This is a genomic window from Minwuia sp. IMCC3060 (genome assembly GCF_029909435.1).
In the GTDB taxonomy this organism is placed as follows: Bacteria; Pseudomonadota; Alphaproteobacteria; order Minwuiales; family Minwuiaceae; genus Minwuia.
The window spans coordinates 3803005-3821619 of record NZ_CP123782.1 but is presented as its reverse complement, the minus strand read 5'-3'; the positions used below and the strand labels follow the sequence as shown (position 1 = coordinate 3821619).

Annotated in this window: 18 protein-coding genes and 1 riboswitch; of the genes, 13 read left to right on the top strand and 5 right to left on the bottom strand. The window is 66.4% G+C overall.

Going from position 1 to position 18615, the window contains the following annotated elements; all coding sequences use genetic code 11:
• Positions 1–7 precede the first annotated feature (7 nt).
• The 3 genes from gap (at position 8) to QGV54_RS17895 (ending at position 3343) form a co-directional block, all read left to right on the top strand.
• Positions 8–1015 (top strand): type I glyceraldehyde-3-phosphate dehydrogenase, encoded by a 1008-nt coding sequence (gene gap, locus QGV54_RS17905; protein ID WP_281019280.1) that lies wholly within the window; start codon positions 8–10, stop codon positions 1013–1015.
• Positions 1016–1053: 38 nt separating this feature from the next.
• Entirely contained in the window at positions 1054–2256 is a 1203-nt protein-coding gene (locus QGV54_RS17900) for a phosphoglycerate kinase (RefSeq protein ID WP_348637677.1), read from the top strand.
• Positions 2257–2323: 67 nt separating this feature from the next.
• Positions 2324–3343, top strand: a complete 1020-nt coding sequence (locus QGV54_RS17895) for a class I fructose-bisphosphate aldolase (RefSeq protein WP_281019282.1) — start codon at positions 2324–2326, stop codon at positions 3341–3343.
• 70 nt (positions 3344–3413) lie between these two features.
• Here the strand turns inward: QGV54_RS17895 and QGV54_RS17890 are convergent, their stop codons facing one another.
• From QGV54_RS17890 to QGV54_RS17870, 5 genes are all read right to left on the bottom strand, one after another.
• Positions 3414–3899, bottom strand: coding sequence for a hypothetical protein (locus QGV54_RS17890; RefSeq protein WP_281019283.1), 486 nt, complete (start codon positions 3897–3899; stop codon positions 3414–3416).
• A gap of 3 nt (positions 3900–3902) precedes the next feature.
• Positions 3903–5129, bottom strand: a complete 1227-nt coding sequence (locus QGV54_RS17885) for an agmatinase family protein (protein WP_348637678.1) — start codon at positions 5127–5129, stop codon at positions 3903–3905.
• Positions 5086–5922: an ABC transporter ATP-binding protein gene (locus QGV54_RS17880; protein WP_281019285.1), complete on the bottom strand. Its 837-nt coding sequence runs from the start codon at positions 5920–5922 to the stop codon at positions 5086–5088. The genes QGV54_RS17885 and QGV54_RS17880 overlap by 44 nt, the downstream gene beginning before the upstream one ends.
• On the bottom strand, positions 5919–6740 hold the full coding sequence (locus tag QGV54_RS17875; RefSeq protein WP_281019286.1) for an ABC transporter permease: 822 nt from the start codon (positions 6738–6740) through the stop codon (positions 5919–5921). The genes QGV54_RS17880 and QGV54_RS17875 overlap by 4 nt, the downstream gene beginning before the upstream one ends.
• A gap of 91 nt (positions 6741–6831) precedes the next feature.
• A complete protein-coding gene (locus QGV54_RS17870) occupies positions 6832–7896 on the bottom strand; it encodes a putative urea ABC transporter substrate-binding protein (RefSeq protein ID WP_281019287.1) in 1065 nt (354 codons plus the stop codon).
• 89 nt (positions 7897–7985) lie between these two features.
• Positions 7986–8096, bottom strand: a riboswitch (guanidine-I (ykkC/yxkD leader).
• Positions 8097–8274: 178 nt separating this feature from the next.
• Here QGV54_RS17870 and QGV54_RS17865 point away from each other — a divergent pair.
• From QGV54_RS17865 to QGV54_RS17820, 10 genes are all read left to right on the top strand, one after another.
• Positions 8275–9087 carry an arginyltransferase gene (locus QGV54_RS17865; protein ID WP_348638762.1) on the top strand — a complete coding sequence of 271 codons (813 nt, stop codon included), beginning with the start codon at positions 8275–8277 and terminating at the stop codon, positions 9085–9087.
• 73 nt (positions 9088–9160) lie between these two features.
• On the top strand, positions 9161–9646 hold the full coding sequence (locus QGV54_RS17860; RefSeq protein ID WP_281019289.1) for a hypothetical protein: 486 nt from the start codon (positions 9161–9163) through the stop codon (positions 9644–9646).
• A gap of 161 nt (positions 9647–9807) precedes the next feature.
• Complete coding sequence (locus QGV54_RS17855) at positions 9808–11319, top strand: replicative DNA helicase (protein ID WP_281019290.1); 1512 nt, start codon at positions 9808–9810, stop codon at positions 11317–11319.
• A 195-nt stretch (positions 11320–11514) separates the two neighbouring features.
• The gene (gene alr, locus QGV54_RS17850; protein WP_281019291.1) at positions 11515–12612 is read left to right on the top strand and encodes an alanine racemase; all 1098 of its coding nucleotides are present in this window, start codon (positions 11515–11517) and stop codon (positions 12610–12612) included.
• A 3-nt stretch (positions 12613–12615) separates the two neighbouring features.
• Positions 12616–13395: an ABC transporter permease gene (locus tag QGV54_RS17845; RefSeq protein WP_281019292.1), complete on the top strand. Its 780-nt coding sequence runs from the start codon at positions 12616–12618 to the stop codon at positions 13393–13395.
• Positions 13392–14186 carry an ATP-binding cassette domain-containing protein gene (locus QGV54_RS17840; RefSeq protein ID WP_281019293.1) on the top strand — a complete coding sequence of 265 codons (795 nt, stop codon included), beginning with the start codon at positions 13392–13394 and terminating at the stop codon, positions 14184–14186. Before QGV54_RS17845 ends, QGV54_RS17840 begins: the two co-directional genes overlap by 4 nt.
• 104 nt (positions 14187–14290) lie before the next feature.
• Positions 14291–15658, top strand: coding sequence for a DNA repair protein RadA (gene radA, locus QGV54_RS17835; RefSeq protein ID WP_281019294.1), 1368 nt, complete (start codon positions 14291–14293; stop codon positions 15656–15658).
• Between the two features lies 1 nt (position 15659).
• A complete protein-coding gene (locus QGV54_RS17830) occupies positions 15660–16364 on the top strand; it encodes a CvpA family protein (protein ID WP_281019295.1) in 705 nt (234 codons plus the stop codon).
• Positions 16361–17860 (top strand): amidophosphoribosyltransferase, encoded by a 1500-nt coding sequence (purF, locus tag QGV54_RS17825; protein ID WP_281019296.1) that lies wholly within the window; start codon positions 16361–16363, stop codon positions 17858–17860. Before QGV54_RS17830 ends, purF begins: the two co-directional genes overlap by 4 nt.
• Entirely contained in the window at positions 17857–18597 is a 741-nt protein-coding gene (locus QGV54_RS17820; RefSeq protein WP_281019297.1) for an SDR family NAD(P)-dependent oxidoreductase, read from the top strand. The genes purF and QGV54_RS17820 overlap by 4 nt, the downstream gene beginning before the upstream one ends.
• Positions 18598–18615 lie beyond the last annotated feature (18 nt).

Below are 18615 nucleotides of genomic sequence, written 5' to 3'. Positions count from 1 at the left end.
GAGAACCATGACAGTACGTGTTGCAATCAACGGGTTTGGACGTATCGGTCGGCTGGTGCTGCGCGCCATTGCCGAGTCGGGTCGTGACGACATCGAGATCGTGGCGATCAACGACCTCGGCTCGGTCGAGGCCAATGCCCACCTGCTGCAGTACGATACCGTCCATGGCCGGTTTCCGACGAAGATCACCACCACCGCCGACAGCATGAACTATGGCGCGGGCGATGTGCGGGTGACGTCGGAGCGTGACCCGGCGAAGCTGCCCTGGGGCGAGCTGGGCGTCGATATCGCCTTCGAATGCACCGGCATCTTCGCCAGCCGCGACAAGGCCGCGATGCATCTGGACGCGGGTGCCAAGCGCGTCCTGGTTTCGGCCCCGGCCAGCAATGCCGACCTGACCGTGGTCTATGGCGTCAACCATGACCAGCTCACGGCTGACCACACCGTTGTCTCCAACGCGTCCTGCACCACCAACTGCCTGGCCCCCGTGGCGCAGGTGCTGAACGACCTGGTGGGTATCCAGCAGGGCTTCATGACCACCATCCACGCCTATACCGGCGACCAGCGCACCGTCGACACCCTGCACAGCGACATGCGTCGCGCCCGTGCCGCGGCGTCGTCGCTGATCCCGACCACCACCGGTGCCGCGAAGGCCGTCGGCCTGGTGCTGCCGGAACTGGCGGGCAAGCTGGACGGCACCTCCGTCCGCGTCCCGACCAACAATGTCTCCCTGATCGACCTGACCTTCAACGCCGGTCGCGAGACCACGGCGGAGGAGATCAACGAGGCCATGATCAAGGCCGCCGAGGGTCGCCTGAAGGGTGTGCTGGACGTGAATGACGCGCCGCTGGTCTCCATCGACTTCAACCATTGCCCGGCCAGCTCCACCTTCGACCTGACCCAGACCCAGGTCATCGACGGTACCTTCGTGCGGGTGCTGAGCTGGTACGACAATGAATGGGGCTTCTCCAACCGCATGGGCGACACCGCCCGCGCCATGGCCGCGCTGATCTGACCGGCGCAGGGTTGGGCGAAAGCATGGGCCAGAAGGCGATGTCCGCGTTCCAGACCATCGATGACCTGGAGGTCGCGGGTCGGCGCGTGCTGGTACGGGTCGATCTGAACGTACCGGTGAAGGATGGTGCCGTCGGCGACACGACGCGGATCGAGCGGGTTCTGCCCACGATCCGCGACCTGTCGGAACGGGGTGCGAAGGTTGTGCTGCTGGCCCATTTCGACCGGCCCAAGGGCAAGGTCGTGCCGGAGATGACGCTGCGCCCGGTCGCCGCCGCGCTGCAGCGGCTGCTGGGCCAGGATGTCGGATTCGGCGAGGATTGCATCGGTGCGAAGGCGGAAACCGCGATCTCCGCCATGGACAATGGCGATGTCGTGCTGCTGGAGAACACCCGCTTCCATTCGGGTGAGGAGAAGAACGACAAGGGCTTCGCCGACCGGCTGGCGGCCATGGGCGACCTGTTCGTCGCCGATGCCTTCTCCTGCGCCCATCGCGCCCATGCCTCGACGGAGGGGCTGGCGCGGCGGCTGCCGAGTGCTGCCGGGCGCTGCATGCAGGCGGAGCTGGAGGCACTGCAGGCGGCACTGAGCGATCCGGAGCGGCCCGCGGCGGCGCTGGTCGGCGGTGCCAAGGTTTCGACCAAGCTGGACGTGCTGACCAACCTGACGGCGAAGGTCGATCTGCTGATCATCGGCGGGGCCATGGCCAATACCTTCCTGCTGGCGCAGGGGAAGGATGTGGGTGCCTCGCTGGCGGAACCGGATCTGGTGGACGTCGCGGCGAAGATCCTGAAGCAGGCGCAGGCCAATGGCTGCGATGTGCTGCTGCCGGTCGATGCCGTGGTGGCAGCGAAGCTGGAGAAGGGCGCGGCGACGGAGACCGTGTCCATCGACAGTGTCAGCGCCGACCGGATGATCCTGGATGTCGGCCCGGAAAGCGCGGCGGAGGCGGTGCGGCGCATCGGCGAATGCCGCACGCTGATGTGGAACGGCCCCATGGGCGCGTTCGAGTTTCCGCCCTTCGATGCGGCGACCGTGACCGTTGCCCAGGCGGCGGCGAAGCAGACCCGCGCCGGAAAGCTGCGCTCGGTGGCAGGTGGCGGGGATACCGTTGCGGCGCTGAACCATGCCGGTGTGGCAGACGATTTTTCCTATGTATCGACAGCGGGTGGCGCATTCCTGGAATGGATCGAGGGCAAGGAACTGCCCGGCGTTGCCGTGCTGATGCACCAGGACGACTGAACCGGATTGGCGACCGGCGCGTACGGCGCGGTCGCAGGAACGTATGTGAGTGAGTGTGGAGGAACCGATGTCTGACCGTGACCTGAATGCCATTGCCCGTGGGATCGTCGAGAATGGGAAGGGTGTGCTTGCCGCCGACGAATCGACCGGCACCATCAAGAAGCGCTTCGATTCCATCGGGGTCGAGAACACTGAAGAGAACCGCCGCGACTATCGTGAGCTGATGTTCCGCACGGCGGGTCACGGCAAGCATGTCGGCGGTGTCATCCTGTATGACGAGACCCTGCGCCAGAAGGCGGCCGACGGTACCACCCTGGTGGACCTGATCCGGTCGGAGAACGTGGCACCGGGCATCAAGGTGGACATGGGCGCCAAGCCGCTGGCCGGTGCCGAGGGCGAGACCGTGACCGAGGGTCTGGACGGCCTGCGCGAACGCTTCGCCGAGTACCGCGAGCTGGGTGCCGACTTCGCCAAGTGGCGCGCGGTCATCAAGATCACGAACGACATTCCCTCCGCCTATTGCATCGACACCAATGCCCATGCGCTGGCCCGCTACGCGAAGCTGTCGCAGGAAGCCGGCATCGTGCCGATCGTGGAGCCCGAGGTGCTGATGGACGGTGACCACGACCTGGCCCGCTGCCAGAAGGTCACCGAGGATACGCTGGATGCGGTCTTCAACGAGCTCTACGCCCAGCGTGTGGAGCTGGAAGGCATCCTGCTGAAGCCGAACATGGTGATTTCCGGTCAGGACGCCGCCGATCGTGCCGATGTGCAGGCCGTCGCCGCCGCCACCGTCGCCACCCTGAAGCGCTGCGTGCCCTCCGCCGTTCCGGGCATCGTCTTCCTTTCGGGTGGCCAGACCGAGGTCGAGGCGACCGCCCATCTGGACGCGATGAACCGCATGGGGCCGCTGCCCTGGGCGCTGAGCTTTTCCTACGGCCGCGCGCTGCAGCAGTCGGCCCTGAAGGCGTGGGTCGGCCAGACCGGCAATGTCGACGCCGCCCAGGCCGCCTACCTGCACCGCGCCCGCATGAACTGGCTGGCCGCACGGGGTGAATGGGAAGCCGCGATGGAAGACGCCGCCTGAGAGACACGACCCTGAGAGACACGGCCCTGAGGGACCGGTCCCTGAGGGACAGGCCCCCGGGCGCGGCGATCTACATTGTCGACCGTTTCTGCTGCATGAATTCCCGCAGGTCGAGATCGCGGCGTTCCTGCTTCGAGACATAGACCAGGGCGCAGTTGGTGCGCTCGCGGATCATCGTGCCGGGGAACGGCAGGTAGGACAGTTCGGCGCTGCCGAAGGCAGGGGAGGCTGCGCCGACCTGCCAGGCGGTCTCCACCTTCACGTCCACCAGTTTCAGTGACGGGTCGCCGGCGGTGCCGGGCATCTCGAAGGCGACACCGGCGAGACGCAGGAAGGTGGCCTTGTCGGTGGCGTCGCGGAAGCCCTCGATGAACTGCTCGCAGAGCATGCCGATCTCGGTGGCCGCGTCCTCCTCCTCCATGTGCGAGTGCAGGTGCATGGGGGCATCCGCCGCGTGGTTGTGGCCGGTGCCGTGCGGGTGCCCGTGGGTGTGGCCGTGCCCGTGACCGGGACCATGACTGTGGCCATGCGTGTGGGAATGATGGTCATGCGGCATGGCTCAGGCTCCCTTCGGCTTGTTCGACCAGCGGTGGCCGTCGCGGGCGGCGTCATAATCGCCCATCGGCACGGTCACGGGCTTGTCGATATGGCCCTTGTGCGCGCCAAGCTTGCCCGCCGCCACCATGGAGCCAAGCACATCCACGATCACCCGCGTGCCGAACAGGGCGGTGATGTCGGAGGTGTCGTAGGGCGGTGATACCTCCACGATCTCCATGCCGCACAGTCCCTCCGCCGCGACGCGGGAGACCAGATGCAGCACCTCGCGCGGCAGGAAGCCGCCGGGCTCCGGCCAGCCGGTGCCGGGCACGAAGCCGCAGTCGACGCAGTCGATGTCGAAGGACAGGTAGACCATGTCCGCGCCATCCCAGGCCATCTCCAGCGCCATGTCGGCAACCCGGTCGAGGCCGAGCTGTTCCACGTCGGACATGGTGATGATGTTGGTATTGCGCTCCCGCGCCACGGCCACCGCCTCACGCGGGACCTGCCAGCCGCCGATGCCGATCTGCACCAGGTTCTTCGCCGGGACATTCGGCAGGTTGGTGGCATGGAACCAGGGCGTGGTGTGCATGCGCTCGTCCAGGTCCTTCTCCTGAATGTCGGCATGGCGGTCGAAATGGATGATGCCGATGGTCTTGGAGGTACATTCGGCGATGCCGCGCACGGTGGGAAAACCGATGGAATGGTCACCGCCCAGGATGATCGGCATGGAGCCGCTGGAGAAGACGTGGGAGCAGGCCCGCGAGATCTGGTCGAAGGTCTTCTCGATATTCGCCGGAATCGTGAAGATGTCGCCTGCGTCACACAGGGTCATCTGTTCGCGCAGGTCGACGCCCAGCTCGTAGTTGTAGGGGGTGTAGAGCGCGGAGATCTTGCGGATGCCCTGCGGCCCGAAGCGGGTGCCGGGGCGGTAGGTGGTGCCGCCGTCGAACGGCGCGCCCAGCACCGTGGCGTCGAAATGGCCGACGTCGGTCACGTCCTCCGCATAGGGTGCCTTCAGGAAGGTATTGATGCCGGCATAATGGGGCAGTTCGCCCCGCGCGAAGGTCGGGATGGAGCGGTCCTGCACGCTGTCGGCGGCGGTCAGGCCCATGCGCAGCGCCCACTGGCGTTCCTTGTCCCATTCGCCGGAGGGCAGTTCCGCCTCCGCCCGCGCCGCCTTCCAGCCGAGCAGCTTGGTCAGGTCAGGATGGTGGTGCCGCCGGGTTTCCGCCGGGCCTTGCCGCATCGGCATCACGGATTGCCGCTGCTGCCGTCTCTCGGTCGGAGTCATGGGTCGGGTCATTGGAAGTCTCCCCCTTCTTGTCGCCAAGTCTGAAGTCATGAGTGATGGTCGCGCCGTAGCGGCTGGGGTCCTGGGGGTCCCAGCGCGGCTTGTCGAAGACGACGACGCGGGTGCCGAGCTTGAAGGCCTCCGACAGGTCGTGGCTGACCATGAAGATGGTCATGCCGCTTTCCCGCCAGAGGTCGAGCAGGAAGTCATGCATGGACAGCCGCGTGCCGGGGTCCAGCGCGCCGAAGGGCTCGTCCAGCAGCAGCACGCGCGGGCGGCGTACCAGCGCCTGGGCAATGGCCAGCCGCTGCTGCATGCCGCCGGAGAGCTGGCTTGGCCAGGCATCGGCGACATGGGCCAGGCCGACCCGTTCCAGCGTCGCGTTCGCCTCCGCCTCGGCCTTGCGGAGGGCGGAGCCGAACAGGCGTCCCAGGATCGGCGCATCGCGGAAGGACACCGGCAGGATCAGGTTGTCGCGCACGCTGAGGTGCGGAAAGACGGAGTAACGCTGGAACACCACGCCCCGGTCGGGGCCGGGTTCACGGGCGGGCCGCGCGTCACCGATGTGGATGCGGCCCCGGGTCGGCAGTTCCTGCGCCAGCAGCATGCGCAGGAACGTGGACTTGCCGCAGCCGGATGCGCCGACGATGGCGCAGAAGTCGCCGTCCGCCACCTCCAGGTTCACCCGCTCCAGCACCGGGGCGTCACCATAGGTCTTGAAGACATCACGGACGGTCACGGTACTCACAGGCTTTCCCCCTCCACATGCGCCCAGCGGAAGGCGCGGCGCGAGGTCAGGCGCAGCGACCAGTCGATCAGGAAGGCCAGTACCGTGATCCAGAGGACGTAGGGGATGATGATGTCCATGGCGAGGTAGCGGCGGACCAGAAAGATGCGGTAGCCGAGACCGGCCTGCGCGGCGATGGCCTCCGACGCGATCAGGAACAGCCAGGCCGGACCCAGCGACAGCCGCACCGCCTGGATCAGGCGCGGGGCAAGCTGGGGCAGGGCCACACGGGTCATGATCTGCCAGGACGAGGCCCCGAGCGTCTGCGCCTTCACCAGTTGCTCAAGCGGGATCTCCAGCACCCGCTGGCCCAGGTCGCGGATCAGGAACGGGGTGATGCCGACAGCGATCAGCACGATCTTCGCCGTCTCCCCCAGTCCGAAGACCAGGAACAGGACCGGCAGCAGCGCCAGCGGCGGGATCAGCGACAGCACGGCGATGTAGGAGGCCAATGTCGATCGTGCCAGTGGGAACAGCCCGATCAGCAGCCCGAAAGCCACGCCGATGAGCGCGGCACAGGTGACCCCGATGGCCAGCCGCTGGAGGCTCGCCGCCGTGTCCTGCCACAGCAGGATCTCCCCCGACCGGCGGTCCGGCTCGGTCGCCAGGGCCTGGGCGCGGTCGATCACCTTCTCCAGCGCCGGCAGCAGCTTGTCGTTCGGGTTGGCCGCACGGCGGATGTCGGAACCGACGACATAGGCCAGCAGGGTCAGCACGAACGGCAGGGCGGCCAGCACGAACAGCAGGGGGCGTCCGGGGCGTCTGTTGATCCAGCGCATGACAGATTGTTCCGTTCAGGCCACGGCCCGGACCGCGCGCCACGCCGGATGCGGTTCACCCAGCGTGGCGGTTGCGGTCAGGCCTGCCCGGTCAGAGGGCGCCGTCGGCGGCCATCTGCATGTAGGTCGGGTCGAAGCGGAAGGTGATGTTGCCCTTGTCACCCAGGCTCTTGCCGCCGGGAAAGGCGATACCGATGTCATCCACCGACTGCGCGCCCTCGCCCAGGATGCCATGCTCGAACAGGAACTTGCGGACGAAATCCATGGTCTGGATCAGCTTCGCATCCTGCGTGAAGGCCACGGCGGCGGCAGGCTGGTAGAACATCTGCGTGGTGGCCAGCTGGGCGTCATAGCCTGCCAGATCGGTGCCCGATGCGGCGGCCATGCTCTCGCGCGCCGCGATACCGGCAGGCGTGTCGGAGGACATGACCTGCATGGCCTCGTACCAGGCACCCACCAGCGCCTTGCCGAAGGCCGGGTTGTCGGCCAGCGTTTCGGTATTCACCACCATCAGGTCGATGATCTCGCCCGGAATGTCGGCACTGTCGTAGATCTTCGAGACACCCGGCATCTCCATGATGGTGGAGACCAGCGGGTTCCAGGTCACGGCGGCCTGCACGTCCGGTGTGGCGAAGGCGGCGACCATGTCGGCGTCGGAAGTGTTCACGACGCTGATATCAGCCTCCGACATGCCCGCACTCTCCAGCCCGCGGGCCAGCAGGTAATGCGAAACGGACAGTTCCACCAGATTGATCGGCTTGCCGGCCAGCGCCTTGAAGCCGCCGTCGCCCTTCACCAGCACCGCGTCATTGCCGTTGGAGAAGTCGCCGACGATCAGCGCGGTGGTGTCGATGCCGCCACCGGACGGAATGGACAGCGTGTCCATGTTGGTGGCGGAAACGCCGTCGAAGGCCCCCGCAGTGTACTGGTTGATCGATTCGATATAGTCGTTGATCTGCACGATCTCGACGTCGATGCCGTACTTGTCGGCCCACTTCTTCATGATGCCGGAATCGGACATGTAGCCCCAGGGCATCCAGCCGACATAGATCGACCAGGCCACGCGGAAGCTGTCCTTCTTCGCGGCCTCCGCCGGGGAAAGGGAGACCGCGCCCAGCAGCGCCAGTCCCGTCATCAATGCAGCAATTCGTTTCATCACACCCTCCTCAATCGTCACTGTCTGGCTCTGGTCACCGGACTTCGGAGGTCGGGAAAGACCGCGTCCGGCATGCATCGCCGCGCAAGATCTCCCGGGATTTTGGCCCGCCGTGTGTCCCGCCGTGTCATCGGCGGGATGGCAACTCTCGGACCAGACACGTGCCCTTGCGGCCCGCCGGAACCCTAGTCGCCTGTTGTCCTGACACAGCGCAAACCATGTGCCAGTAAGTGCCTTGCGGATTCATCATTGGAATCAGCCGCTTGCCGAGGCGCCGAATCAGCGGGCACGGAAAAATGCCCGAATGTTGGGCAATGCCGCATTTTTCGCCCCTTGTTCAGGCATATCGGCAAATGGTCGAAAATCGGCTGCAAGAATATGCTGCACGGCGCGTTCGGCTGGATTACGCTTTCGGCCATGAAGCGCGTTCAGATCCCGTTGCGGCACTTCTTTGCCACGCCGCCAACCCCCTGCCCGTACCTGCCTGGTCGCATGGAGCGGAAGGTCGTGACCCTGTTGTCGGGGGAGGAACCGGACCAGCTGCACAGCGCGCTGTCGGCCGCCGGTTTCCGGCGCAGCCAGGATCTCGCCTACCGCCCGGCCTGTGACAATTGCAACGCCTGCATTCCCGTGCGCGTGCCGGTGGCGCGGTTCAGGCCGAACCGCACCCAGCGGCGCAACTGGCGGCGCAACCAGGATCTGAGTGCCCGCATCGTGCCCGCACTGGCGACGCGGGAGCATTACATGCTGTTCCGCCAGTATCTCACCACCCGCCATGCGGAGGGCGGGATGGCCGACATGCGCTTCGGTGACTATCGCGCCATGGTGGAGGATACGCCGGTCGATACCTTCCTGGTGGAGTTCCGGGATGCCGACCTGAAACTGCACGCGGTCTGTCTGACGGACCGGATGCAGGACGGATTCTCCCTCGTCTACAGCTTCTTCGATACGGAGGACGAACGGCGCAGTCTCGGCGTCTATGTCCTGCAGTGGCATGTCTGGCATGCCCTGTCGGAGGAACTGACAAACGTCTACCTCGGCTACTGGATCCCGGGCAGCCGCAAGATGGCCTACAAGTCCGCCTTCCGCCCGCTGGAACAGCTGACGCCCGACGGCTGGACGGACCTGACGGCGGAGAGCGGCGAAGACCAGGGCCTGCCGGCGGAGGCCGGCGAAGACCAGAGAACGTGACGGCTGCAGGGTTGTGGTGACCGGCCCGGCTCACCACACTTGGGGCAACGACAGTTTCCCTGGAGTACCGAGAATGCTTCGACCCGCACTTGTCACCGGCCTCGCGCTGCTTGCTTCAGCATTCGTGGCCATGTTCGCCGTCGCGACCTCTGCGCCGGCAGAGGCAAAGACCGCCGTGACGGATGAGTTCCTGCAAGGCCGCATCATCGTCGATCGCCGGGTCCGGCTGCCGCAGGGTGGCGCGGCCGCCCGCATACCGGTGAACCTCGAACTCACGAACACGGGCCCGGAGCCCCTGGAGATCAAGGCCCCCAGCATCTGCGACGTGCACAACTATCATATCGTCTATCCCAACAATGACCTGATCGCGACCCGGGGCGACACCGACTGCGAGCCGAGCGAATCCGTGCTGAAGCTGGCACCGGGGGAGACGATCTACGCCACCAACAGCCTGCTGCTGCACCGCAGCCTGCTGGAGACCGGTCGGCGCTATTACGTGATCTACGAGTTCTGGGGGGTGCGGATGCGTGCGCCCTTCGTCATCCAGGAGCATGAATAGGCCACAGGCTGACGCGACGCCAAACCGCCACGAAACAGCCGGATTTTCAGGCTATCCCCGCTTCTCGCTGCCCTGTGGATAAATATGTCCACAGGAAAGTGGGACAGGTCCGGCGTGCGACGCCTGCGGTGCCGCCCCCGGAATGATAGGTTCTGCGGATCATGGCTGACATCATAGACGCACGCTTGATCGACCGGGACGAGACCTCCGCGCAGGAGGACGCGCCAAGGGAACTGCCGCACAATCTGGAGGCGGAGCAGCAACTGCTCGGCGCCCTGCTCTACAACAATGACGCGGCGGCGCGGCTGCTGGATTTCCTGCGGGCGGAGCATTTCTTCCAGCCGCTGCACGGGCGCATCTATGACGCGATCCTGACCCTGGTCGATCGCGGCGAACTGGCCAACCCGGTGACCCTGAAGACCCGGTTCGAGCAGGATGCGGCGATGCGGGAACTGGGTGGCGCGGGCTATCTGGTGGACCTGAGCGCGCGGGCGGTGAACGCCATCCGGGCCGAGGAATATGCCCGTATCCTCTATGACCTCTATCTGCGTCGCCAGATCATCCTGCTGTCGGACGAGATGTCGGAGCGCAGCCACAGCGCCGACCTTTCCGATACGGCGGAAAAGCAGATCGAGGCGGCGGAAGCCAGCCTCTATTCACTGGCCGAGGCCGGGGAGGCGCAGAACGACCTGCGCCCGTTCCGCCAGGCGGTGACCGAAAGCCTGGAAAGCATCGAGGCCGCCTATCGCCGGGTGGGGCAGCTCGTCGGCGTCACCACCGGACTGCGCGACCTGGACAACTGGCTGGGCGGGCTGCACCGCACCGACATGCTGGTGCTGGCGGCCCGACCGGGCATGGGCAAGACCTCGCTGGCGGTCACCATCGGGCTCAATGCCGCACGCGCCTACCGCCAGATCCGCGACGATACGGGCAATGTGGTGGATACGGAGGGGGCGGTCGTCGGTTTCTTCAGCCTGGAAATGTCGCGCGAGCAGCTCGCCACGCGCGTGGTTTCCGAACAGACCCGCATCCGCTCCAACGATCTGCGCAAGGGCACCATCGACCGGGAGACCTATCTCAACACCGTGGTTCCGGCGACGCAGCAACTGGTGGACCTGCCCTTCTACATCGATGACACGCCCGCGATCTCGATCTCCCAGCTCCGTTCCCGCGCACGGCGGCTGAAGCGCCAGCATGGTCTGGGCATGATCATCGTCGACTACATCCAGCTCATGCGGCCCTCCGGTGCAAAGCGGACCGAGAACCGGGTGCAGGAGATCACGGAGATCACCCAGGGCCTGAAGGCGGTGGCCAAGGAACTGGCAGTTCCGGTGCTGGCCCTGTCGCAGCTCTCCCGCGCGGTGGAGCAGCGCGACGACAAGCGCCCGCAGCTTTCCGACCTGCGTGAATCCGGCTCCATCGAGCAGGACGCGGATGTGGTCATGTTCATCTATCGCGAGGCCTATTACGAGCAGAAGAACAAGCCCGACGAGACCGACCAGGTGGCGATGGAGGAGTGGCAGGAAAAGATGGGCCGCATCTACAACAAGACCGAGGTCATCATCGGCAAGCAGCGCCATGGCCCGACCGGCACGATCGAACTGTTCTTCGAACCCGAATACACGACCTTCAAGGACTATGACCGCATCCACGACCCCCGCGATGTGCACTGAGGCTTCCAGTTGCACCGCATCGTCCTTCCTCCCCCCTGGCGGGGGAGGATCGAGGTGGGGGGGAGGCCCGGTGTTTCAGGTCCATCACATGAACCGGCAACAACCGCCGCGCACCCCCTTCCCGACCTTCCCCCGTCGAGGGGGAAGGAGTGCAGACGGCATCGCATCGTCCCTGTCCCCGGACGTCCGGCTGGCATGACGGCGGCGGCGAGCCTTCACATTGATCTGGACGCGCTGGCGGCCAACTGGCGCACGCTGGCGGCACTGGCACCGGCGGCGGAGACGGCCGCGGTGGTGAAGGCCAATGCCTATGGTATCGGACTGGAACCGGCGGTGCGGGCCTTCGCGGCGTCCGGGTGCCGGACCTTCTTCACCGCCACCATCGACGAGGCCCTGCGGCTGCGGCGCGCGGACGGCCAGGCGCGCATCTTCGTGCTGAACGGTCTGCTGCCGGGCAGCGAGGCCAGCTTCACCGGCCATGACCTGATTCCGGTGCTGAATGATCTGGCGGACATCGAACGCTGGCAGGCCTGGGCGGCACGGCAGGAAACCGTGCTGCCCGCCGCGATCCAGCTTGATACGGGCATGACCCGGCTGGGCCTGCGCGGGCCGGATACGGAGCGGCTGGCGGCGGAGCTGACCCGGTTGCAGGGGCTGCAGGTGGTGCTCTGGCTGACCCATCCGGCCTGTGCCGACCTGCCCGATCACCCGCTGAACCGGACCCAGCTTGAGCGGTTCCGGGCGCGGCTGGCCCTGCTGCCGCCCGCACCCGCATCGTTCTGCAATTCGCCCGCCCTGCACATGGGGCCGGACCGGCATTTCGACCTGATCCGGCCCGGCGTGGCCCTCTATGGCGCCAACCCCTCACCCGTCGCGACCGTCAGAATGCGGGAAGTGGTTCATTTGAAAGCAAAAATCCTGCAAACCCATCGCGTTGACACCCCCCGGACCGTTGGCTACGGTGCGACCCATCCGGTGGCCGGGCCTGCCAGGATCGCGACCGTTGGTGTCGGCTATGCGGACGGGTATCCCCGTTCACTCAGTGGTCAGGCAGTCGGTCGGATCGGCGACCATGTGGTGCCTTTGGTGGGGCGCGTTTCGATGGATCTTTCGACATTTGATGTCTCGGGCGTGCCGGAGGAGCTTTCCTGTCCGGGTGCGGAGATTTCCCTGATTGGCGGCGGCGTCGATGTCGATGCGCTGGCCGAGGCCGGCGGCACCATCGCCTATGAGCTTCTGGCCGGACTGGGTCCGCGTTATGCCCGGATCTACAGCGGCCAGGGGGCGGTCTGAGCCATGCGCTGGAATTTCCTTGCCCTGATCGGCAGCGTCATCCTCCAGTTCTTCGGCGCGGTCGGTCGCCTGGCGATCTTCACCGGCAAGGGGCTGCTGCACTGTGTGACGCCACCGTTCTATCCGCGCATCCTGCTGCGCCAGATGCTGCAGATCGGCTATTACTCGCTGCCCGTGATCGGTCTCACGGCCTTCTTCACCGGCGCAGTGCTGGCGCTGCAGATCTACATCGGCGGCGCGCGCTTCAACGCGGAAAGCCTGGTGTCCTCCATCGTCGTGCTCGGCATCACCCGCGAACTGGGGCCGGTGATCGGCGGCCTGATGGTCGCCGGGCGGGTCTCGGCGGCCATGGCGGCGGAGATCGGCACCATGCGGGTGACCGAACAGATCGACGCCCTGACCACGCTGTCCACCAATCCCTTCAAGTATCTGGTGGCGCCGCGGCTGATCGCGGGTGCCACCATGCTGCCGCTGCTGGTGTTGGTGGCTGATGTCATCGGGGTCTTCGGCGGCTTCGTCGTCGGCACGGAGAAGCTCGGCTTCAACGTCGGCATCTACCTGCAGAACACCATCGACTTCCTGCATGTGGATGACGTCGTCTCCGGCCTGGTGAAGGCCTCCATCTTCGGGTTCCTGATCTCCCTGATGGGCTGCTACCACGGCTTCATGAGCCGGGGCGGGGCGCAGGGCGTCGGGCGCGCCACTACCAACGCCGTGGTTTCCGCCTCCATCATGATCCTGACCGCCAATTACATCATCACCGAACTGTTCTTCGCCCAATGAGCACCGCAGCCCCCAGCACCGGACATCCGAAGATCAGCCTGAAGGGCGTGACCAAGCATTTCGGGCCGAAACAGGTCCTGCGCGGCATCGATCTGGAGGTGCAGCGCGGCCAGTCGCTGGTCATCATCGGCGGGTCCGGGACCGGCAAGTCGGTGATGCTGAAATGTATCCTTGGCCTGCTGCATCCGACGGGCGGCAGCATCCATATCGACGGCCAGGACGTGACCCACCTGAAGGGGCGGGAGCAGGAACAGGTCATGGCCCGGATGGGCATGCTGTTCCAGGGCGGGGCGCTGTTCGACAGCCTGAAGGTCTGGGAGAACGTCGCCTTCGGCCTGATCCAGGGCAAGGGCATGCAGCGCGACAAGGCCCGCGACATTGCCATGGCCAAGCTGGCCCAGGTCGGCCTGAGCGCGGACGTGGGCGAGCTGTCGCCGGCCGAACTGTCCGGCGGCATGCAGAAACGTGTCGGTCTGGCCCGCGCCATCGCCACGGATCCGGAAATCATCTTCTTCGATGAACCGACCACGGGCCTGGACCCGATCATGGCCGACGTGATCAACGACCTGATCGTGAAATGCGTCAGGGAGCTGGGGGCGACGACCATGTCGATCACCCATGACATGGCTTCCGCCCGCAAGATCGCCGACCGTGTGGCGATGATATACGAGGGGCGGATCATCTGGCATGGCATGGCGGGGGATGTGGATCACTCCGGCAATGACCATGTGGACCAGTTCATCAATGGCCGCGCCGAGGGGCCGATCCAGATGCAGGTCCGGAAATTGTGATTCCGTCTGCCGCCCCGGCGTGGCATGGCTTGTAGGCAGAAACTGATTCCCGGTGCTGAGCGCACCAGACCCGCCCATCCGACACAGGGCTTGAACCGGAAACGATGGCCAAGGCGAGCATCCGATATGTCTGCCGCGATTGCGGTGCCAGCTACCCCAAGTGGCGTGGCATCTGCGACGCGTGCGGCGCGTCCTCGGTGGAGGAGGAGACGGTGACGCCCCGGCCCCGCGCCTTCGGCGTCGTCGGCGGCAGCCGCAGCCGTCCCGCCCCCCTGACCGACCTGTCCGTGCAGACGCTGGACGAACCCCGGCGCGGCACCGGGATCGGGGAGCTGGACCGGGTGCTGGGCGGCGGACTGGTTCGCGGCTCCGCCATCCTGATCGGTGGCGACCCGGGCATCGGCAAGTCGACGCTGCTGCTGCAGACCGCGACCGCCATGGCCGCGACCGGCGCCAGGATCATCTATGTCTCGGGGGAGGAGGCGACGACCCAGATCGCCATGCGCGCGCGCCGGCTGGGTGTCGATGGCGCCCCGGTGCAGGTCACGAATGCCAACGGACTGGGGGAGATCCTCGCCACCCTGCAGGAACATGCCGATACCGACCTGGTGATCATCGACTCGATCCAGACCGTGTTTTCCGAGGCACTGGAAAGCGCGCCGGGCACGGTCGCCCAGGTGCGCGCCACCGCCCACGAGCTGATCCAGCATGCCAAGAAGTCCGGCACCGCCGTGGTGCTGGTCGGCCATGTGACGAAGGACGGCCAGATCGCCGGGCCGCGGGTGCTGGAGCACATGGTGGACACGGTGCTCTATTTCGAGGGCGACCGCAGCCATCAGTTCCGCATCCTGCGCGCGGTGAAGAACCGCTTCGGGGCCGCCGACGAGATCGGGGTCTTCGAGATGGCGGAGGCCGGGCTGATCGAGACCCCGAACCCGTCCGCCCTGTTCCTGGGGGAACGGGAGGAGCCGGTGGCCGGGGCCGCTGTCTTCGCCGGGATGGAGGGCAGCCGCCCGATCCTGGTGGAGATACAGGCGCTGGTGGCGCCGTCACCGCTGGCCACGCCGCGCCGCGCCGTGGTGGGATGGGACGCCGGACGGCTGGCCATGATCCTGGCCGTGCTGGATACCCGGCTGGGCCTGTCGCTGGGCCAGAACGAGGTCTATCTGAATGTTGCCGGTGGCCTGCGCATCAACGAACCTGCCGCCGATCTGGCCGTGGCGGCGGCGCTGCTCTCCTCGCTGTCCGATGATCCGGTACGCGCTGCGACGGTCGTCTTCGGAGAGATCGGCCTGTCGGGGGAGGTCCGCCGGGTTGCCCGCGCCGAGGCGCGGATGAAGGAAGCCTCCAAGCTCGGGTTCCGTCATGCCATCGCCCCGGCGGGGTCGGAGGGGCGCGACCTGCTGCGGGTGACGGAAATCGACCGCCTCGACGCGCTGGCGGCGCTGTTCCCGCTGGATGAGGGGCGTTGAGATGGCTCTGACCTTTGCCGACCTGATCGTCCTGGGGATCATCACGCTCTCCGCCGTCTTCGGCCTGATGCGCGGGTTCACGCGCGAGGTGCTGTCGCTGGGAAGCTGGATCGGCGCCGGAGTCGCGGCCTGGTACGGCCAGCCGCTGCTGCGGCCCTTCGCGCTGGAACAGATTGGCGACCCCACCGCCGCCGACATTGTCTCCGCCCTGGTCATCTTCCTCGGCGCGCTGATCGTGCTGATCCTGATCACCCACAGGATTGCCAGCCGGGTACGCGACAGCCGCGCCATCGGCACCCTGGACCGGTCGCTGGGCATCCTGTTCGGTATCGGGCGCGGGGCGCTGGTGATCATCGCCGCCTGGCTGGTGATCGATTACCTGATGCCGGACAACCCGCCGAAGACGGTACGGGAGTCGCGGTCGCTGCCCTATGTCATCATGGCGACGGACTATGTCACCTCCGTCATTCCACGCCGGGTGCGGGAACAGACGCGCGGATCCGCGGATGATGCGCGGGGCGCGGCGGAGGATGCGAACCGGGCGGCGCGCATCCTGCGGCCGCTGCTGGACCGGCAGGACGACAGTGACGGCACGAATGACAGCCGCGACGGGGAAGCACAGGACGCGGAGCCCGAGAAGGGCTATACGAAGCAGCAGAAACGAGACCTCGAACGCCTGATGGATTCCGTGACGGAGCGCCAATGAGCACCATCTCTTCCGGGACGACCCTCCCTTTCGACGATGACCATTTCCACGAGGAATGCGCCGTCTTTGGCGTCTGGGGTGCCGACGGCGCCGCCGGACTGACGGCCCTCGGCCTGCATGCCCTGCAGCATCGCGGGCAGGAAGCCTGCGGTATCGTCGCCTTCGACAGCGGCCATTTCAACGTGCATCGCGCGCTGGGACTTGTCGGCGACGTGTTCGGCAAGGGCTCGGCGGACAGCGACAGCAACAGTCCGATCGCGCGGCTGACCGGGCGGGCCGCCATCGGCCACACCCGCTATGCCACGTCGGGGCGGACCATGATCCGCAACATCCAGCCGCTCTGGACCGATCTGGACGAATCCGGCGGCTTCGCGCTGGCCCACAACGGCAACCTGACCAATGCCCGGCAGATCAAGAAGGAACTGCGGGCGGAGGGGCGGCGGTTCCAGTCGACCACCGATACGGAGGTGATCCTGGATCTGGTGGCGCGCAGCGACGAACGCCAGCTCGTCAAGCGGCTGGTCAGCGCCATGAAGCGCATCGTCGGTGCCTATTCGCTGGTCGCCCTGTCGAAGAAGAAGCTGATTGCCGCCCGTGATCCCGCCGGGGTACGCCCGCTGGTGCTGGGGCGGCTGGACGAAGCCTGGGTGGTGTCGTCGGAGACCTGTGGTCTCGACATCATCGGTGCCGACTTCGTGCGCGACGTGAAGCCGGGGGAGATGATCGTCATCGACGAGAGCGGGATGGAAAGTCATTTCCCGCTGGCGGAGGAGCCGCGGCATTTCTGCATCTTCGAATATGTCTATTTCTCGCGCCCGGATTCCCGGGTGAACGGCAAGGACGTCTATTCCATCCGCCGCAACATCGGGCGCGAACTGGCGCGGGAGGAAGTGGTCTCCGCCGACATGGTGGTGCCGGTGCCGGACTCCGGCACGCCGTCGGCGCTGGGCTATGCGGAGGTCCTGGACATTCCCTTCGAGCTGGCGATCACCCGCAATCACTACGTCGGGCGCAGCTTCATCGAGCCGGACCAGCAGCATCGCGATCTCGCGGTGCTGCGGAAACTCAATGCCAACCGGGGCCTGCTGCGCGGCAAGCGGGTCGTGCTGGTGGATGATTCGATCGTGCGCGGCACCACCTCGAAACGCATCGTGGAGATGGTGCGCGATGCCGGCGCGACGGAGGTGCATCTGCGCATTGCCAGCCCGCCGACCGTCAGCCCCTGCTTCTATGGTGTCGATACGCCCTCCAAGTCGGAGCTGATCTACAACCAGTTCGAATCGCTGGATCAGGTCCGCCGTGCCATCAAGGTCGACAGCCTGGCCTATCTTTCCATCGACGGCCTGTACCGCGCGGTGGGCGAAGCCAGACGCAGCATGGAGGCCGGATACTGCGATGCCTGCTTCAGCGGCGACTATGCCATTCCGCTGCTGGACGAGAACGACAAGGGCGTCGAGGCCGATCAGGGCAGCCTGTTCCGCGAGGGTCAGCGATGAGCCTGAAACGTCTGGAAGGCCGCATCGCCCTGGTCACCGGGGCATCGAAGGGGATCGGGCGTGCCATCGCCATGGCCTATGCGGCAGAGGGTGCGCACATCATCGCCCTTGCCCGTGACACCGCCGGGCTGGAAAGCCTGGACGATGCGATCAACGGTCTTGGCGGCACCGCCACACTGGTGCCGATGGACCTGACCGAATGGGCTGCCATCGACGGGCTCGCCGCACCGCTGCTGGAGCGCTATGGCCACCTCGACGTGCTGGTCGGCAATGCCGCGATGCTGGGCCAGCTTTCGCCCATGGGGCACTTTCCGCCGGATGTGTGGGAAAAGACCTTCAAGCTGAATGTCCATGCCAACTGGCGGCTGATCCGGGCGCTGGACCCGCTGCTGCGGGCCTCCGACGCCGGGCGGGTGCTGTTCGTCACCAGCGGCATCACCCGTGTCGCCTCCCCCTTCTGGGGCCTCTATGGCGCGACCAAGGCGGCGCTGGAGAAGATGGCGGAGACCTACGCGACCGAGATGAAACAGACGAAGGTGCGGGTCAATGTCATCAATCCCGGCCCCACCCGCACCGCCCTGCGCGCGGGCGCCTTCCCCGGTGAGGACCCGATGACCCTGCCGGCGCCGGAGGAGATCATGGAAGGCTTCATCCAGGCCGTGATGCCCCAGTTCGACGGCAACGGCCTCTGGATCGCCGCCGACGAGATCGCCAGGGCATCCCGCACGGTGAACTGAGTCCGCTCCCCGCGCCCC

What these genes read in the sequence shown, in the direction of transcription:
- QGV54_RS17870 (WP_281019287.1), bottom strand. Translation starts at nt 7,896, where the DNA reads ATGAAACGAATTGCTGCATTGATGACGGGACTGGCGCTGCTGGGCGCG.
- QGV54_RS17865 (WP_348638762.1), top strand. Translation starts at nt 8,275, where the DNA reads ATGCTGCACGGCGCGTTCGGCTGGATTACGCTTTCGGCCATGAAGCGC.
- QGV54_RS17885 (WP_348637678.1), bottom strand. Translation starts at nt 5,129, where the DNA reads ATGCGGCAAGGCCCGGCGGAAACCCGGCGGCACCACCATCCTGACCTG.
- QGV54_RS17875 (WP_281019286.1), bottom strand. Translation starts at nt 6,740, where the DNA reads ATGCGCTGGATCAACAGACGCCCCGGACGCCCCCTGCTGTTCGTGCTG.
- QGV54_RS17895 (WP_281019282.1), top strand. Translation starts at nt 2,324, where the DNA reads ATGTCTGACCGTGACCTGAATGCCATTGCCCGTGGGATCGTCGAGAAT.
- QGV54_RS17855 (WP_281019290.1), top strand. Translation starts at nt 9,808, where the DNA reads ATGGCTGACATCATAGACGCACGCTTGATCGACCGGGACGAGACCTCC.
- QGV54_RS17820 (WP_281019297.1), top strand. Translation starts at nt 17,857, where the DNA reads ATGAGCCTGAAACGTCTGGAAGGCCGCATCGCCCTGGTCACCGGGGCA.
- QGV54_RS17845 (WP_281019292.1), top strand. Translation starts at nt 12,616, where the DNA reads ATGCGCTGGAATTTCCTTGCCCTGATCGGCAGCGTCATCCTCCAGTTC.
- QGV54_RS17830 (WP_281019295.1), top strand. Translation starts at nt 15,660, where the DNA reads ATGGCTCTGACCTTTGCCGACCTGATCGTCCTGGGGATCATCACGCTC.
- purF (WP_281019296.1), top strand. Translation starts at nt 16,361, where the DNA reads ATGAGCACCATCTCTTCCGGGACGACCCTCCCTTTCGACGATGACCAT.
- QGV54_RS17890 (WP_281019283.1), bottom strand. Translation starts at nt 3,899, where the DNA reads ATGCCGCATGACCATCATTCCCACACGCATGGCCACAGTCATGGTCCC.
- gap (WP_281019280.1), top strand. Translation starts at nt 8, where the DNA reads ATGACAGTACGTGTTGCAATCAACGGGTTTGGACGTATCGGTCGGCTG.
- QGV54_RS17840 (WP_281019293.1), top strand. Translation starts at nt 13,392, where the DNA reads ATGAGCACCGCAGCCCCCAGCACCGGACATCCGAAGATCAGCCTGAAG.
- QGV54_RS17860 (WP_281019289.1), top strand. Translation starts at nt 9,161, where the DNA reads ATGCTTCGACCCGCACTTGTCACCGGCCTCGCGCTGCTTGCTTCAGCA.
- radA (WP_281019294.1), top strand. Translation starts at nt 14,291, where the DNA reads ATGGCCAAGGCGAGCATCCGATATGTCTGCCGCGATTGCGGTGCCAGC.
- alr (WP_281019291.1), top strand. Translation starts at nt 11,515, where the DNA reads ATGACGGCGGCGGCGAGCCTTCACATTGATCTGGACGCGCTGGCGGCC.
- QGV54_RS17900 (WP_348637677.1), top strand. Translation starts at nt 1,054, where the DNA reads ATGTCCGCGTTCCAGACCATCGATGACCTGGAGGTCGCGGGTCGGCGC.